At 52.8% G+C, this 17,111-nt stretch carries 14 protein-coding genes; 6 read left to right on the forward strand and 8 right to left on the reverse strand.

Going from position 1 to position 17,111, the window contains the following annotated elements:
• Positions 1-15 precede the first annotated feature (15 nt).
• The 8 genes from ACRQV7_RS03205 to ACRQV7_RS03240 all read right to left on the reverse strand — a co-directional run bounded on the left by ACRQV7_RS03205 (position 16) and on the right by ACRQV7_RS03240 (position 7,934).
• On the reverse strand, positions 16-879 hold the full coding sequence (locus tag ACRQV7_RS03205; RefSeq protein ID WP_444659426.1) for a respiratory chain complex I subunit 1 family protein: 864 nt from the start codon (positions 877-879) through the stop codon (positions 16-18).
• A 1-nt stretch (position 880) separates the two neighbouring features.
• Complete coding sequence (locus tag ACRQV7_RS03210; RefSeq protein ID WP_444659427.1) at positions 881-2,707, reverse strand: NADH-quinone oxidoreductase subunit 5 family protein; 1,827 nt, start codon at positions 2,705-2,707, stop codon at positions 881-883.
• 397 nt (positions 2,708-3,104) lie between these two features.
• Positions 3,105-4,826: a DUF4080 domain-containing protein gene (locus ACRQV7_RS03215; RefSeq protein ID WP_444659428.1), complete on the reverse strand. Its 1,722-nt coding sequence runs from the start codon at positions 4,824-4,826 to the stop codon at positions 3,105-3,107.
• 215 nt (positions 4,827-5,041) lie between these two features.
• Positions 5,042-5,596: a rubrerythrin family protein gene (locus tag ACRQV7_RS03220; RefSeq protein WP_444659429.1), complete on the reverse strand. Its 555-nt coding sequence runs from the start codon at positions 5,594-5,596 to the stop codon at positions 5,042-5,044.
• Between the two features lie 60 nt (positions 5,597-5,656).
• On the reverse strand, positions 5,657-5,950 hold the full coding sequence (locus tag ACRQV7_RS03225; protein ID WP_444659430.1) for a hypothetical protein: 294 nt from the start codon (positions 5,948-5,950) through the stop codon (positions 5,657-5,659).
• 325 nt (positions 5,951-6,275) lie between these two features.
• Entirely contained in the window at positions 6,276-6,650 is a 375-nt protein-coding gene (locus ACRQV7_RS03230) for a desulfoferrodoxin family protein (protein WP_444659431.1), read from the reverse strand.
• Positions 6,651-6,728: 78 nt separating this feature from the next.
• Positions 6,729-7,544 carry a family 1 encapsulin nanocompartment shell protein gene (locus ACRQV7_RS03235; RefSeq protein WP_444659432.1) on the reverse strand — a complete coding sequence of 272 codons (816 nt, stop codon included), beginning with the start codon at positions 7,542-7,544 and terminating at the stop codon, positions 6,729-6,731.
• A gap of 18 nt (positions 7,545-7,562) precedes the next feature.
• Positions 7,563-7,934, reverse strand: a complete 372-nt coding sequence (locus ACRQV7_RS03240) for a demethoxyubiquinone hydroxylase family protein (RefSeq protein WP_444659433.1) — start codon at positions 7,932-7,934, stop codon at positions 7,563-7,565.
• Between the two features lie 494 nt (positions 7,935-8,428).
• On the opposite strand from ACRQV7_RS03240, the gene ACRQV7_RS03245 reads away from it, so the two are divergent.
• From ACRQV7_RS03245 to ACRQV7_RS03270, 6 genes are all read left to right on the forward strand, one after another.
• Positions 8,429-9,286 carry a response regulator gene (locus tag ACRQV7_RS03245; protein ID WP_444659434.1) on the forward strand — a complete coding sequence of 286 codons (858 nt, stop codon included), beginning with the start codon at positions 8,429-8,431 and terminating at the stop codon, positions 9,284-9,286.
• The gene (locus ACRQV7_RS03250; RefSeq protein WP_444659435.1) at positions 9,286-9,747 is read left to right on the forward strand and encodes a chemotaxis protein CheX; all 462 of its coding nucleotides are present in this window, start codon (positions 9,286-9,288) and stop codon (positions 9,745-9,747) included. The genes ACRQV7_RS03245 and ACRQV7_RS03250 overlap by 1 nt, the downstream gene beginning before the upstream one ends.
• 202 nt (positions 9,748-9,949) lie before the next feature.
• Positions 9,950-11,590 (forward strand): M20/M25/M40 family metallo-hydrolase, encoded by a 1,641-nt coding sequence (locus ACRQV7_RS03255; protein ID WP_444659436.1) that lies wholly within the window; start codon positions 9,950-9,952, stop codon positions 11,588-11,590.
• A gap of 255 nt (positions 11,591-11,845) precedes the next feature.
• On the forward strand, positions 11,846-13,696 hold the full coding sequence (locus ACRQV7_RS03260) for a hypothetical protein (RefSeq protein WP_444659437.1): 1,851 nt from the start codon (positions 11,846-11,848) through the stop codon (positions 13,694-13,696).
• Between the two features lie 233 nt (positions 13,697-13,929).
• A complete protein-coding gene (locus tag ACRQV7_RS03265; protein WP_275716260.1) occupies positions 13,930-14,835 on the forward strand; it encodes a DUF2156 domain-containing protein in 906 nt (301 codons plus the stop codon).
• Entirely contained in the window at positions 14,826-17,108 is a 2,283-nt protein-coding gene (locus tag ACRQV7_RS03270; protein WP_444659438.1) for a GNAT family N-acetyltransferase, read from the forward strand. Before ACRQV7_RS03265 ends, ACRQV7_RS03270 begins: the two co-directional genes overlap by 10 nt.
• Positions 17,109-17,111: the final 3 nt, after the last annotated feature.

Genomic DNA, 17,111 nt, shown 5'->3' on the forward strand with positions numbered 1-17,111 from the left:
GCGAAAGCACCTTCCTTAATGAATGAGCGTCAGGATCAGCAGGTTAATGCCGCCTGCGACCAGTGTGACCAGCCAGGTGGAACCGAGCATTTTATCCCATTTGACACGGGGGAAAAGATTGTCGATAAACGTTTCAAGGACAAACGACAAAGCGCATACCAGCACCGCGGCGAGAATGCTCCACCACTGAAGGTTGATGATGAACAGTCCTATGAAGCCGAGCAGAAGCACGTCTTCATACCAGCCCGCCAGCTCCACCAGCCCCAGGACGTTGCCGGACAGCTCCGTCGTAAGGCCCTTTACCATCTCCTGATGGGCGTGGTGCGAGGTACTGATATCGAAGGGCGATTTGCGAAGCTTGATCGTCAGGATATAGAGGAATCCGAAAAACATGCCCGGAAGAACGGCAATGGCGGAAGTGCCGGCGTGTACGATATCAACCACGTTGAAGCTGCCGTCGGCAATATAAAACCCGATCGCCGCCAGAAGCATCATCGGCTCATAGGCCATCATCTGCACCAGCTCCCTCTGCGCGCCCATGGCGCTGTAGGGAGAATTCGCCGAGGTCGCGGACAGGATCAAAAACACCTCCGCCAGCGTCAGCGCGAAAAAGACGAGCAGCAGGTCGCCGCCCGCGAAGAAAATACCTCCCGTAAATACGACGAATACAAAGAATCCGCCGACCAGAAAATCCTGTACGCCGTTTACCACGACGGACTGCTTGGAAAAAAGCTTATACAGGTCGTAAAAGGGCTGCAGCAGCGGCGGGCCCTGGCGGCCCTGAAACCGCGCGCTGATTTTCCGGTCGATCCCGGAGAGCAGGCCGCCCAGAACGGGGGCAAAAATCAGGAAAAATATGATTTTCAGTAAAATCTGCATCTTAGATCACACCCCCGATCGCAACGATCATCAGAATGATCAAGTCCGCGGCGGCGAGAACCAGCGAGGGCTTCAATATTTTCTTTTCCCCGAAAAGATCCTCCATATACCAGTTCGCAAGATACATGGATGATTCCCGCCCGAAGGAATCCGTAAAATGACGGTCGTCGCCGGTGTTGGCACCGCTCATATAGGAGATGACGATTTTATTTCTTTTGCCGAAGGTCAGCAGGCGCACCATGACGGGCAGAACCAGAATGGTGCAGAACATCAGGAACATGATCTTGAGGTCGCTGCTGCTGATGAGCGTCATCAAAGGCTCATGGAACGTCCGGATCAGGTAAGGCTGCACCAGATAGGTGGACAGCAGCGGGAAGGATACGCACAGGACAATGACCAGGATCGCCAGCGTGTAAATCGAAAACCAGTCGCTTTTTTCCAGCTTGTCGGGCAGCCGTTCGGAACGGTGGATCACCGCGACCAGCTTGCCCAACCATTTTCCCCAGTAGAACAGCGTGCTGGCGCTTCCGAATACCAGGAAAATCACCAGCCAGACGCTTTTGGAATCCACAAACGCCTTGAGCGCCGCCCATTTGGAAATCAGCATGCCGAAGGGCGCGAGGAACATTCCGCAGATTCCCACGATCATCACGAAGGCAAGCTTGGGCAGCTTGACGATCAGACCGTGCATATCCTCAATATTGCGGCTGCCGGTGCTGTTTTCCACCGCGCCGACCGAAAGGAACAGCAGCGATTTGGAAACCGCGTGGAACACCAGAAGCAGGATGCCCGCCCATACGGCTTCATGCAGGCCGACGCCCGCGCACGCGGTAATCAGGCCCAGATTGGAAATGGTGGAATACGCGAGCACTTTTTTGCCGTCGCTCTGCGAAATAGCGAGCAGGGAAGCGGCGAAGAAGGTAAACCCACCGATGGTGGTGACCATGATCCCCGCCAGGTTGCCGTAAAGAGCGGGGGAAAGGCGGATCAGAAGGTAAACGCCGGCCTTGACCATCGTTGCGGAGTGCAGCAGGGCCGAGGTAGGCGTCGGCGCGACCATAGCCCCCAGCAGCCAGCGGGAAAACGGCATCTGCGCGCTTTTGGTCAGCGCCGCGAAAGCCAGCAGGATCACCGGGATGAGCGCTGCCTGGTTCCCTGTGCCCAGAATGACCAGCTCCTGAAGGCTGGCGATCCTCAGCCGGAGGGAACAGTACAGGATGGCCGCCGCAAAGCCGAGGCCGCCCAAAAGGTTCATCCAGAGCGCGCGGAAAGAATTCCGGATCGCCTCCGGAGTCTGATTATATCCGATCAGCAGGAACGAACAGATACTGGTGATTTCCCAGAAGAAATAGATCCAGGTCAGGTTGCCGGAAAAAACCAATCCGAACATAGCGCCCAAAAACACAAAAAGCATGGCAAAGAAAAAGGGAGACCGGTCCTTGTACTCGGTGTGATGCTTGTGGTATTCCCTGATGTATCCCACCGCGTATACGCAGATCAGGCACCCCACAATACCGATCACCATACACATGATAATCGTGAGGTCGTCTACAATAATATGGTTTCCGCCTTCCGCAGAACGACCGGTAAGCTCCATCCATGCAACGGGCAGAGTCTGCGCCGCCGAAAGCAGGGCACAGTAATACTGCTTATACCGGAAGGAATAATAAAACACAAGACCCATCAGTCCGAATTCCGCCAGAAGCATCGCTTTGTCGAGCAGTTGGGTTTCCGCAAGGTAAGCCTGGTCCGCCCCGCCAAGCAGGGAACTTACGGAAAAGGTGACCACCATCACGACGAGTACGGCGCAGCTTGAAAATACAACCATATCCCGCGGTTTTCCCGGCTTGACCATGGATAGAATCAGAGCTGCAATAAAAGGAAAGATTATGAGAGTAACGATCATTGCAATAAAACCACCATTTCTCCATGTTTCTCTTCTGCAAACACACCAAATACACAACACTTTTCCCTTGAAAGGCAAATGAATGTTATTTTTATAACAGAAGCACATCTATGATAATCAAAAATTCTCAGATGTGCAAGGTCAATATTTACCCTTTTTCTCCGGATTTTGAAATGGATTTTATGTAAATTTAAAAAAGTGCAGATTCTGGAAAAATTGAAAGAACAATTTCGTGACTATAAGACTGCTGCGGGAATTATTTTATAAAAGGGAATCCGATTGTACAGAATGAATTAAAAAAACAGTCCGCCGGACAGCCTTAACGTCCGGTGGACTGCATGGATTCTTTCCAGAATTCGGGCCGGAATTCAAAGAGAGGATATTCCCCGCTGACAGGGTTCCGGTTTTTATAATCCGCATAAACCAGACAGTGCCCGGCGTACAGCAGTGCGTATCCCCTTTTTATCCCTTTTGAGGGACGGTCTGTATCCTCAAGCTCGCGGATTGCTCTTCCCAGCGCGGGATCACGGACGCGCAGGACGGGCGGGAGCCTGCCCGAAGCGTTGGTGGACAGCCGGTCGCAGACCATCCTGTCGCGCAGAACCTCCCTGTCAATGCCGCTCTGCCCGCTGAAAAAGGCGAAGAGCAGGGTTGTGTAGTCGTCCAGCGGGATTTTATCCGTTCCCTTTCGGGCGGCGAATTCGCCGAACCGGTCAAACAGCCCGAACGGCGTCATTGTGCTCTTTTCCAGAAGATAGGCGAGCGTCCTGCGGAAGCGGCCGCTGTTGTACAGACGTTCTAAAGCGTCTTCCGCGTGATGCAGCCGTAGCAGCTCTTCTTCGGAAAGCCAGGGCGTCCGTATTACCTCATACGGCGGCTGTTCATCATACCGGCAGGGAAATTCCTCCGGGTTTTCCCGCATGGGCGCGCCGTACAGCAGTTTTAAAAATCCCAGCTGCAGCATGTTGGGCCCCAAAAAGTAGGCGGTATTGAAGCTTTCGGCGAAGCTGAAGAAATCCTCATAGGGCAGGCCCGCAATCAGGTCGATGTGAATATGCATATTCGCGTTGGCGATCAGGCGGCGGATGTTTTTCTTCAACCGCTCCACGTCCGTTTTCCGGTTGATGGCGGCAAGCGTTTTTGGGTTGAAGCTCTGCAGCCCGATTTCCATCTGCATGGCGCCGACGGGTGCCTGCGCCAGAAGATTCAGCGTTTCCTCGTCCAGAAGATCGCCCGCGATTTCAAAATGAAAGCACACTCCGGCGGGAATTTCGGTTCCGTAGTTCGCGATGATGAAGCGGAACAGCTCGATGGCCCGTCCGCGGTTTGCGTTAAAAGTGCGGTCGACCAGCTTTACCGTCTTTGCGCCGCTGCGGGCCAGCAGCAGCAATTCCTTCTTGGCCCTGTCCAAGGGAAAGAAGCGCGCGCTTCCGCACCGCCCGGAAAGGCAGAAAGCGCAGGAATAGGGACATCCGCGGCTGGTTTCCAGGTACGCGATGCGCCCCTTCAGAGCGTTCAGGTATTTTGGGGTGTACGGCGAAGGCGGGTCTTCCTCCGGAGTATAAGGAGGAACGGCTATTACCTTTCCGCCGCGGCGGCGGCAGACCCCGGGGATGTTCTCGGGTGTTTCCCCGCGGCTGATTGCGTTCAGCAGAAGAGCGAAAGGCTTTTCGCCTTCCCCGGAGAGAACGTACTGCACCTCCGGCTCCCCGCACAGCAGCTTTTCCGCGCAGTAGCTTACCTCCGGGCCGCCCAGCACGACGACGGCGCCGGGCAGGCGGCTTTTCACCAGCCGTACCAGCTCCTTTGTGGCGGAAATATTCCAGATGTAGCAGCTGAAGCCGATCACCCGCGGGTTCAGCACCAGGATGCGCTGTGCGACGTCCTCCAGCCGCTCATTGATCGTGCCCTCCACCACCTCAGCGGAAATTTCCGGCCCGCAGTAGGCGTCCACGCCCGCCGAAAGGCACCACGGAGCAAGGGAGGAATGTATATATTTGGAGTTTAAAACGCAGATGGCTGCGGTCAATTTGTTTTTCATTTATATAGGATACCTTTCTTCCCGCCGGCTGTTTCCATCGGCGGGTGAGGCTATTATACCACACTTCCGTTCCGCCGTCAGTATTCCCCGCAGCGGGAGCGGAACCCGCGCATTGACGAAAAAAGGAGGATACCTTATCGTAAGGCATCCTCCTTTCATCGGAGCGGCTGTTCTGTTTTCGATAGGGATCAAATTTCCGGTGTGGCATTTATCGGTCAGAACTTTACGTACAGTTCTTTTTTTGCTCCGCAGATCGGGCAACTGTCGGGTGCGCCGTCCAGAATCGTGTGGCCGCAGACCGGGCAGATGTAGACGGATTTCAGTTCGATATCTTTCCCTTCCTTTGCGGCGTTCTGCGCTTTCTGGAACAGTGCGGCGTGAATCTTCTCCGCTTCAAGCGCAAAGTGGAAGGAACGCTGCGCGCCGGGTTCCTTCTGAAATTCTGCGGCGTTCAGGTAAACGGGATACATCTGCTGCACTTCGTGAAGCTCGCCGTTAATCGCGCCCTGAAGGTTCTCCACTGTTTTACCGATTCCGAAAACTGCTCCGGCGGTCACTGTGGCGTCCGCAGTGCTACCGCCGATTTCACGGAAATGGTTGCCCGCGTGTACTCTTTCGGCATAGGCGATTGCCTCGAACAGCTTTCCGATGTTTGGGAAGCCCTCTTTGCGGGCCGCCTCCGCCCAGATCAGATATCTCATGTGCGCCATGCTTTCCCCGCTGTACGCGGAATGAAGAAAATCGAAAGTCATTGCATTTTTTACGGACATTGCTTTGTTCCTCCTTAATTTTGATAAGATACTGATGGTATTCTTAAAATATCCGGTTCGTTACTTGGCCTCTGCGGGCTGCAGGCGACGGCGGCAGGAATCCCCCTTTGCCACGGAGCTTAAAATTCTGAACAGGGTCAGTGCCGGGGAAGAATGCGCGGATATGAACGAGATGCCGTTCATGTTGTTGATGTGGTAGATGACGGAATCCAGCTCGGATACGCCGTTCTCATTGTCGTAGCGGAGGGAAATGTCATTCCTGTCCGTAAGTGCGTTCATGTTGTTGATGCCGAAGCGAACTTCGTCCTTGTTCGAGATACCGTTCATATTGTTGATACTGAAATTGCTTGTCATAAGAAAACCTCCTAAAATTCAATAATAGTAATTGTTATTGTTTTTGTTGTTTATAATATACTCCTTATTCCCTGAGAATGCAAGTGTTTTCCGGGAAAAATTTCAGTAATCAGCGCAAGAAAATTTGTGCACTTTCGCTAAATACAGAGAATTCCCTTTGCTTCGCCGTGTGCGCTATCTTTGAAATTCCCGCACCCGGGCAAAAACGGCCCGGTTCCCTGAACGGTGCTCCGGGTCAGTGCCGGCTGGTCTGTAAAGGAAAAGAACCTTGCGAAACCGCAAGGCTCTTTTCCGATTGAGGTTGTATGTGAAAGCCCGGAAAGCGTTAAAAATCCGCTTTCCACAGGCCGTGCAGGTTGCAGTATTCGTAGACGGTACCGGAAACAACCTCGTTGAATTCCGCTTTTGGCTCCATGCCGGGCTTCAGATAGGCGATTTCCACCCTGTCGTCCGTGACAAGGGCAATCCATTCTATGTGGTGCTCGGGGAGCATCGGATGCAGCACCGAACCGACGGATACCTTGATTTTTCCGCCTTCGCGGGTAACGACCGGCACATGCTTTTCCTGTGCGGCGTCCGTAGTATTGGCTTCCAGCTTGGTCATTTCCTGACCGCAGCAGCTAAGCGTTCCGCCGCTCTTCCTGATCAGGGCCACCATATTTCCGCATAATTCACAACGATAGAAAGCAACTTCAGACATTTTACATTTCTCCTTCATTCATCCATTTATGACTCTATTGATCATACAGGTCCGACCTGCAAAGACTTCACAGTGGGTTTATTCAAAAGCCACAACGGCTTCTTTGCGCCTGATGCGCGGCAGCACCGTCTCAAGAACGCGGAAACGATGGTTCAGGTCCTTTTGCTCCAGATAAGCGGCCGCCAGATCCTGTCCGATGACCAGGTCCATGTATCTGGGTTCGGAGCAGACGAGAACCGCTTTTTCAGCGCCGAGCACCGGCGAGGTGAACACATTGCCCTTTAACAGCCGACTGATCCGCTCGATTTCCAGCAGACCGGTTCCCGGCTGAATCCGCTGCAGCTTCAGGTAGAGATCGGGGCTGACGATCAGCGCGTAGGCGCCGTAAATGCCGTTTGCCGTGAACCATTCCAGGCCGGCGGCAAGGTCGGAAAACGCGTTTTCATCGGCGGCCCAGTCCGACCGTTTGATCCTGTGGATTCCGGACGCCGTCAGCAGCCCCTCGTATCCGTTTGCTTCGCTGCCGAAAAAGATCAGGCGGTCTTCCTTTCTCGCGCAGGTTTCCGCGGCATAAGCCGCGCCGGAAAGGTCGGTCGGGTAACCGGTTTTGCCGTCGCTTTCCAAATCTTTCGCTAAAAGGGTAAAGTCCTCGTACAGCGCGGGAATTTGAACGTAGTTTCTGCCCTTCGCGGTAATCAGGCCGTCCGCCTCGGCTTCGTCAGCCGATTGGGAATCGTCCACCCGGATGCTTTCCGCTCCGATTCCCAGCGGGCCGTAGATATGCAGAAATTTTCTTCCCGTCAGCGCGGAGCGTGCCGCGCTGATTACCTCGGAGTCGATTTTTTTCCATAGGTCCGATCCAATCGGAGCATTTTCTCTGGATAAGTAACTCATGATGATACCTCCTATATTCTATTGGTTAAGCAGGTCGCCTACGGTAAGCTCTGCGTGTGTTTCGGCGTTCTGTTGTGCGGGCGGACCGGAAAGGCCGAGTCCCTCCAGCATTTCTTTTACCTCCGATTCCCCGGAAGCGAACCATTCGGCCTCTTTCGGGTCGAGGTTCCGCAGCAGCGTCATCAATTCCCCGACGTGCGCTTTTTCCTCGTCGCGTATATCGCCGATCACTTCCTTGGCCATTACATTGTCCGTGGCCTGCACATGTGCGTCGTAAAGGTAGATCGCCTCCAGTTCACCGGCGATATCCAGCCGGATTGCCTGGATCAGCTCCTCCTTTGTCAATTTCCGTTCGACATTTCCCTGAAAGGGATTTGCAAAAGCTGGCATTTGTTTGACCTCCTAATTATAATTTAATAATAATAACTGTTATTGTTTTATGTTATTAATATACACCCTTTTTCTTCCGATTGCAAGTACCTGAAGTAAAAAAATAATCATTTTTTTACAGCATTTCCAGCTGATTCTGCAACAAGGTTGCGTTCCTCCCCCGCCGTAGGCGGGGGAGGAACGCGTTTTCTTCGCGAACGGAAATGAAATTGCTATAAGACTTTACGGATAAATGCGCAATGGCGAATACCTTTCCAAGGGTGGAGTGCTTGGCGGCAAGCAGGTTCACAGAGAGACACAGGGAACGGGGCACCGGTCTCTGTGCTTTTGTTTTAGAATTTGTAGTGGAAACAGGAAAAAGAATGGTTAAATTCCGGATTGATAATTGCAAAAAAATACCTTATACTCATTTATGTGACAAAATTTGTGACAAATGATTTCCGATTTTTGAAAAAGCCCCATCAACTAAGATCATATAAAAAGCTGGGATGAATGTGAAAAAAATCAGAATTGTAGTGGTTGACGACTCCCCTTTCTCGGTTGCCATGCTGACCAACACCCTTACTTCCAGAGGATTTCTTGTCGAAGGAAGCGCCAATTCCCTGGAGGAAGCCGTAGAGGCGGTTTCCAGGCTGAAACCGGACCTTGTTACAATGGACATGACGATGCCGGGCGCGGATGGGATTGAATGTACGCAGGCGATCCGCGCGGTTGACCCCGATGTAAAAGTAATCATTGTAAGCTCCATGATGGATGACGAAATTGTACGTAGGGCGCAGAAGGCGGGAATATCCGGTTATGTGCAAAAGCCCGTGGATGAAGAGGAGCTTTGTCTGGCGATTCAGAGGGCAATGTCCGACGACGAGCTGTTCGTACAGCTTGACGGCCTGTATTACAATGTGTTTCGGGAAGCGCTGTCCGATACGTTCAATCGGTTTTTCAAATCCGTTCCCGACTTTCAGGAAAAGCAAACCACCAAAGAAGAACAGGTTTCGAGGGGCATGTCGGTTGTCATGGGGATTATCGGCAAGTATGGCGGCAGGATGATCCTGGACATGTCCGAGGTCACCGCCGGGAACATAGCAAAATTTCTGCTGAAAAAAGAGGAGCCGACAAAGGAGCAGATGATCAATGTGATGGGGGAGCTTTCCAATATTATCGCCGGCAACGCCTGTTCGCTGATGAATAAAAACAATTCGCTTTTCGGACTGCGCGTAGCGCCCCCGACGATTGTTTACGGTGAATGTATTAAAATATCCAAATCGGTGCTGGATACGGTTTCTTCCGCGAGGGCGGAGACCGATTTCGGGGAAGTCTATTTCAATGTAGGGTTTAACAGGGGCGTGAACTGATGAATAAAGATTATACAGAATCGTTTTCCACTGCTTTTCTAAATGTAATGCCACAGCTCGGAATACCGGACGTTCAGTATAAAGGGGAAACGGAATGCGGCCGTTTGATCCGTTCCCCCGGCATCGTAGTGATAGTCGGTATTACGGGCGACCTTCACGGAAACGTGTATTTTACCATGCAGGAGGACTGCGCGAATTCGATCGCTTCCGCCATGATGGGCGGGATGGAGGTTTCCCGGTTCGATGAAATGGTGCAGAGCGCGGTGTCCGAGCTCAGCAATATGCTCGCCGCGACGGCCTGTACGGATCTGTCCGGGAAGGGAATCCGGGCCGACATTTCCACGCCGACGCTGATACACGGCGATTTTACGGCGGATACAAGCCTGAAACAGGCCGCTTGCCTTGAAATGCTGGTGGGGGAATTTTTGCTCGGCATCTGCCTCTCACTGGAAAAGAAATAAAAGCGCACATAGCCCCGCCGAGTTTCCGGCGGGGCGGTTTTGTTCCGGGCATCTTCTGCAATTCATCCATTCCGCCGTTGAAAACACCTGACAAGTTTTTCGACGCTTTCGCCGCTGTTGAAAACAGCGGCGGCTGAGAATATAATGAAAAATGCAGTCGAAAAATTAAAATAGAATGGAAGAAAGACCATGGGGATAGTTCATGCTGAATGAGACAATTTATCAAAATTTTTTGGAATTATGCGGGGTGCCGAGCGTTTCGGAAACCGACGGCGAATGGAAGATGGCTGAAAAAATCGCTGCGATGCTGAAAGAAATTCCGTATTTTCATTCCCGTCCGCACCAGGTTCGGCTCTGCCCGGTGCCGGGTGACCCTTGCCGCAGAAGCTTTGTGTACGCGCTTCTTGAGGGTGGGATAAAGAGCGAAAAAACGGTGGTTCTGCTCAGCCATTTTGATGTTGTGGGCGTTGAAGAATTCGGGGTACTGAAAGGATTTGCCTTTGACCCGGCGGCTTATACGCATTATTTAAGGACCCATCCCGAGGTGCGGCTGCCCGAAGAAGCGAAAAGGGATCTGAAATCCGGCGATTATTTATTCGGCAGGGGAACCATGGACATGAAGTTCGGCATTGCGGCCGATCTGGAAATGCTGAGAAGGGCCGGGGAGCATCTGACTGATTTTGAGGGAAATCTGCTGTTCCTTTCCGTCCCGGATGAAGAAGCAAATTCAGCCGGTATGCTGGCCGCGGTGGAACTGCTTTTGTCCATGAAAAGGGAAAAACGGCTGGATTACCGCTGCTGCCTCGTATCCGAGCCCCATTTTCCAAAATATCCGGGGGATGGGGGAAAGTATCTTTATACCGGAACGGTGGGAAAGCTGCTTCCGGCATTCTACTGCGTCGGCAGGGAAACGCACGCCTGTGAGCCGTTCGCGGGCTTAAACCCCAACCTTCTGACCTCCAAAATCATCGAAAGGGTGGACTCGAACCCGGAGCTGTGCGATTTTGCCGGGGGGACACATGTTCCGCCGCCGGTTTGCTTAAAGCAGGCGGATGTCAAAACGGCCTATTCCGTACAGACGCCGCCCGCGGCGTATGCGTATTTCAACTACATGACCCTGACGCAGACGCCCGCACAGGTGATGGAGCGCATGATCCAAGCGGCGGAGGACGCTTTTTCCGCAGCTCTGGAAGATATTCGGAATAACGCCGGAAAATACGCGCGGATCACCGGGAACCCCGTCCCATTGCCTTCCGTGGAACCAAAGGTGGTTTCCTTTCAGGAACTGTACGACTGCTGCCTGAAAGCGCGCGGGCGGGAATTTGACCGGCATATGAAGGAATATATTCATAAGCTGCAGGCAGAAAATCCCGGCGCGGACCTGAGGGACCTGTCGGTCGCGGCTGTCAGGGAGGCCCATACCTTTTACCCGTACCAGGGGCCGATGGTGATTGTTTTCTATGCGCCTCCGTTTTACCCGCACTCCGACCTTCCGTCTCCGGACAGCAGGGCGGCGGAAACGGCGGGGTATCTTGTGGAGACGGCCCGGACGCAGTACGGGGAAACCCTGCTGACGGAGCCGTTTTTTCCCGGGCTGTCCGACATGAGCTATCTGGGATTGTCCGCCCGGATTGACGTTGCCGGCCTGACGAAGGATTTTCCCGTATGGGGTTCCGGGTACCGGATCCCTTTGGAAACGATCGCACAGCTCAACATCCCGTTTCTGAATATCGGTCCCCACGGCAGGGACGCACATCAATTTACGGAGAGGCTGTGCCTTTCCTACTCTTTTGAGAAAGCGGTGCCGCTGATCTGGGCCGCCGTCAGGCATTTGCTGGCTTAACCCGGCATCCCGGAATCCGTGCTTTGCCCTGCTTCGGGATATTTCCCGTAAAATGAAAGCTCCCCATCAGTTTGTTTTAAGCTTGCGGTTTTTGCATCGATTCATTATAATAGGGAATATGGAAAACATCTCCACATTGTCCGGGGCCCGAGGGAAAACACCCTTTATAAATCGGGAAACGGGCCGATATATTTTATAATAAGGTAAAACAGAAGCCGAAACGGGTTTTCTTTGCTCACAGAAGGAGGAATTTGATTGAAAAAGATCCTTTCCATTTTATTATCGCTGGCGGTGATCGTTTTGTCGGCGCCGGTGGCTGTACAGGCGGCGTCCAGTGATGAAATTATCGATAAGCATGGTGCAAAAACCTACCAGGGAGCTGTTTCTGCGTGGAGCACTACATGGAACGAGGACAATTTTACGGAAGTGACCGATTCCAACGTGATCGCCAGCGGCAACCTGACCATTAAGGCGGGGGAGATCAAGGACGTTACGGTGTCCGGCAGCAGTAAGGTGACCATTTCCGGCGGCACCATGAGTGACGTCGACTGCGACGGGTCGGTGGAGCTTTCGGACGGAACCGTCGGCTCTCTGGAAGCAAACGGGGATATGACGCTGAGGGGCGGCACCGTTAAGCGCGACGCCCGGTCTTACCAGAAGGTGACGATCAGCGGGAAAGTAACCGTCGGCGGCTCAGTCATCGGCAATGAAGTGGATGCCTCCGGCAGCACGGGCAGTACGATTTCGGGGTCCATTCAGGCCGACGGCACGATTAATTTGACCGGAAACGGACTGAAGGTCAAAGAACTGGACGGAGAAGATACGGCGACGCTCAATCTGAAGAGCTACAGCGGAAAGCTGCCCTACATTACGGACATGAGCTCCATTGTGGTGGATGCCGGCAGCACGGTGACGGCAAACGGCAGTGTGTACGCGGGCAATCTGACGATTGCCCAGAAAGGCGAATTTGTCACCACCTCGTGGCTGGAACTGGATACGCTGACGGGACCCGGAACGCTCTCCTTCAATACCGGAAAGCTGACTATCCACAACGGGATATCGGATAAGCCGTTATTGAATTTCAACAATTCCGCCAGAGACGGCCAGACGGCCTTTCAGGCCGACAGAGGCATGGTGGGCGAAGACGAAGTCGTCCTATATGATTTTGAACTGGAAAGAGAAACGTCGGACGACGGTGATATGGATGAATTTGTACTGGACAGCAACCTGAAAGAAGGAATTACCCTGAGCAAATCCTCCGTTGCGCTGGACGGCAAAAATCCGGTTACGGTCGTGGCGAGCGTAAAGCCTTCCTTTTCGCAGTTCGCGGAAGGAACGAAGGTCGTCTGGGAGCTGCACGGGGAAACCAGCGGCTTCACGATCAGCGGAAGCGGGCTTTCCTGCCAGGTATCCGCAAGGGGCACGTCGTCCGAGTCCTATAAGGCGACTCTGATCGCTTACCTTGTGGACCAAAGAGGAGACAGACTGGCGGATTACCGGTCCGACTCCTGTATCCTGACCTACGGTACGCAGTCGTCGCAGCCCTCCGATTCCGGGCTGACGCTGGATACCTATGCCGTTACCATCGGAGCGGGCGACACCTACTGGGTTCTGGCCGTTACGGATTCCAAAACGCCGCCGGTCGCCATGTCCTACAATTCCTCCGTGGCAACGGTGGGAGCCGGTGCCGCGTATAATAAAAACGGAAAAACCGGTTGGGTGTATCCCGTAACCGGCGTGGCGAAGGGCGGAGTGACCATCGATGTCGGCGGAGAGAAAATGATAACGGCCATCGCCGCGGGCAGCATCGTGGTGGACACCTCTTCTTACACCCTGAGCCCGGGCGGAAAATACTATATCGGCGTTAAAATCGGCGGAATCGACCGCAAGAAACTCAATGTCCATTCCCAGAACGCCTGCACCACAGTCGATTATGCCGGAAAGAATAAAAATGGGCTGGACCTGTATGTGGTGACCGGCAGGCAGACCGGTGTCGGGGCCGTTATTTTTGAAATTATCGGCGGCCAGTCGGTACAGACACAGATCACTGTGGAAAACGGCGCCAAGCCGCACGGCGTGAGCGCCAGGCTGATTGCGGCGGCGTAACCGTATCAAAATCGCGGCTGTGTGAAAAGGCCGACTTCAAAATCAGGGAGCATATCCGGAAAAGCCCGTGAAACGGGCGGTTTCCGCATATGCTCTTTCCGTTTTCTTTTTGTTTGTTTGCCGAAGCGAAATTTTTGCCATGTAAAAAATTTGCTGCCCCTGGGCTGAAATTTTAAGTTTTGTGGTATAATAGGAACGATCCTCAAAAGAAAGAGATAATTTAAGGAGAATGTATGCTTTCATTCAAACCAATCGAAGCCGATAATATTTTGGCTTTATCCAAGTATTTCGAGTACCAGCAGTTCAGGACCTGCGACTATTCTATCGCAGGAATCTTTATGTGGAGGAAATTTTTCTACAGCGAGTATGATATTTATGAAAATATGTTGCTTTTCAAAGTTACATATCTGAACGGGGCGGTCGCGTTTACTTTCCCGGTCGGCCCCGGCTCCGTTGACGGTGCGCTGACGCAGCTGGAAAATTACGCAAGGGAAAAGGACATCCCCCTTTATTTTTGTACGGTGCCGCTGAACGCGCTCGGCGTACTGGAAAAAAGATACGGCGGCAGAATTACCCACACGGAAAACCGCGACTGGTTCGACTATCTGTACCTGTGTTCCGACATGCAGACGTTTGCCGGAAGAAGGTTCAGCGGCCAGCGCAACCATATCAATAAGTTTAAAAAGCTGTATCCCGATTACCGCTATGTTCCCATTGAAAACGGAAATATTGACAGAGTGATCGAATTTTTCGGCAGCTATGCACAGGAGCACGTCAAGGACAACCCCATCGCCAAAGAAGAATCCTTCCGGGCGAAGGAAATCCTCCCGTATTTTGAGCGGTTCGGACTGTGCGGCGGCTTTATCGAGGTGGAGGGAAAAATCGTTGCCTTCTCCGTGGGGGAAATCGTGGGGGACACCCTGTTTGTCCATATTGAAAAAGCGCTGAAGGAATATGAAGGCTCTTATCAGGTAATGGTAAAGGAGTTTGCCGTACATGAGGCGGATGAGAGAGTGACTTATATTAACCGTGAGGAGGATATCGGCGACCTGGGGCTCAGGACCTCCAAGCTGTCCTATCACCCCGTTCACGTACTTGAAAAGTATTTCGTGACAGTGGAGGAATCCGCATGGAAATAACTGAAATTTCCGAATCCGACCGGGAACAGGCCGCCGATCTGGCGGTTTCCTGCTTTATCAATGATTTATATTTTCAAAAGATGATCCCGGAGGAACAGGAAAGAAAATCGGAGCTGAAGAAAAATTTTCTGGACGCCGTCTCTTACTGCGGCGCGGAAGACGGGGCGTATGGCATCCGGGAAGACGGACGCCTGATCGCTTTCGTCCTTTTTTTCGATTACGACCGGCTGAACAAGTCCAATCCGCGGCAGATGTCCCGGTTTTTCGGGTATGAGGCGAGCGGAAGGTCCCGCTTTCAGCTGACCCATCCGTCCACCATGTCGGACCGCAGATTTCTTCAGCTGAAAGCGGAGGAGTGCGGGGTCCGCACTACCTATCTTCTTTCGCTGGGTGTCGACGAAGCGCACAGGCGTGCGGGGCTGGCTACCCGTCTGGTTCAGTTTGTGCGCGAAAGCTGCCCGAACCATTCCCTGCTGAGCGATATTTCCAACCCGGAATCCCTTGGCATTTACAAAAAGCTGGGGTTTCGCATTGACAGGATCAGCGGGGATTATTATCTGGTCAAGGGAAATCCGCTGCTGGAAAGCTCCGGCGCGGAAAATGCGGAACAGCTTTCTCTGGCGGTTCCCAATGAGGAAACGCTTTCCGCTGTGTTCGGCGAAAAGCAGATTCCGCACCGTCCGGCGGAAATACAGGGCTTTCGGGTGGAAAAAAACAGCGCCGTTTACAGCTTTATCAAAAAACCGTCGGAGCGCTGCCGGGCGGTCATCGCACAGGTGACCCGGGAGCAGCTGGTTGCCTATCAGAAATATATCTGTCTTGCCAACAACACGGAGGAGCCCCGCGCCGAAGGCAATACGGACTATTTTATTTATTACCGGACCCACCCCTATGACGGACCGGTTCTGTATAACGGCCTGCTCAGGGAAATGCTCCGTACCAGGCAGTCGGAATGGAGCATCGTTCCGGATGTGTATGTGAGCTTTCCGATTGAGTACCGCGACCTCTCCGTTTTGGAAAACGCGGGCCAGGGAAAATACGATAAAACCATGGCGCAGCTTTTGGACCTGCTCGATTTCCGCACGCATTTCGAATCGGGGGTTCCAAAGCAAAACGATTTCCCGAAAAACGGCAGCGGCTTCAAGGAGCGTATCCGGCGGTACTACCTCGGAAAAATCAAAATCGTCGTTACCGGTGAGACGACGCCGGATACTTACCTGACCGGGGGCGGCGAAATCGGCCAACCCGCTTATGTGGACCTGATCCTTTCCGTCGACTGCCAGAGCAGCTGCGGCGTTGTGTCGGTGGTGTCCCTCTCCTGCCCCTTTCTGCTCAGCCATTTTCTGGACAGCGTTGTCAGGAACCAGTTTACGGTTAAGACGGACAACGGGGATACCGAAAATTTTTACGAATATCTTGAGCGCGGGTATCAGGTGCTGAAAAGGGGTACGCCGAAGGCGTTTGTCACCATCCCCGGGCAGCGCGGTCGGATTAAAAACAACGAGCTCGCTTCCCTGCTGTTTATGGAGACCATTTATCAGCAGGGTGAAAACATGGGCAGGGTCATAGACCGGGACGTTGTGGAAATCGTGGAGAACGAGCATGGGATGGCGCAGTATGAATACGCCCACGGGTACGCTTATTCCAATATTTTCATTCAGATATCGGACACGTTTCCGTTTGAAATTACAGACCGCATCGAATTTGAATCTATTACCCAGTTTTATATCGAGCTTCTGATGTTTGAGGAATCCGCCATCGTTTCGACCAATGAGAAGATTGTGGAATTTCTTTCGCCCGGCGGCGATCCTACGCCGAACGAGGTCCTTTCCAGAACACATCAGATTTTCGATGAATACTCCCGGACGATAGAATTCTGGGATATTCAGGTCAATTACCCATCCTCCAAAAAATCGCTGGCCATGCTGCGGGACGCGTTCCGCATCAACGAACAGCTGCAGCGTCTGGAACGAAACCAGAATCAGCTTCAGCGCGTGTTCGACACCCAGCGCGACCTTCTGGACAGGCTGGATTCCTCCAACCTGAACTATATTTTGCTGTTTTTTACTCTGCTTCAGGTCCTGGCTTTGCTGATGCCGGGAATATTCTCCGGCGGCGGGATCTTCACCCAGCAGAAAATACTGGCGTATCTGTTTTTGGCGGGCGGGCTGTTTGTCTATGTAAAACTGAAAAACAGGATTCTGGCAAGAAGCGTAAGAGGGAAACGCCCCGGACAAAATAAGGGGACGGTGGAAAACCGCCGGATAAAATGATAC

This window comes from Caproiciproducens lactatisolvens (assembly GCF_052443335.1).
Classification (GTDB): Bacteria; Bacillota; Clostridia; order Oscillospirales; family Acutalibacteraceae; genus Caproiciproducens.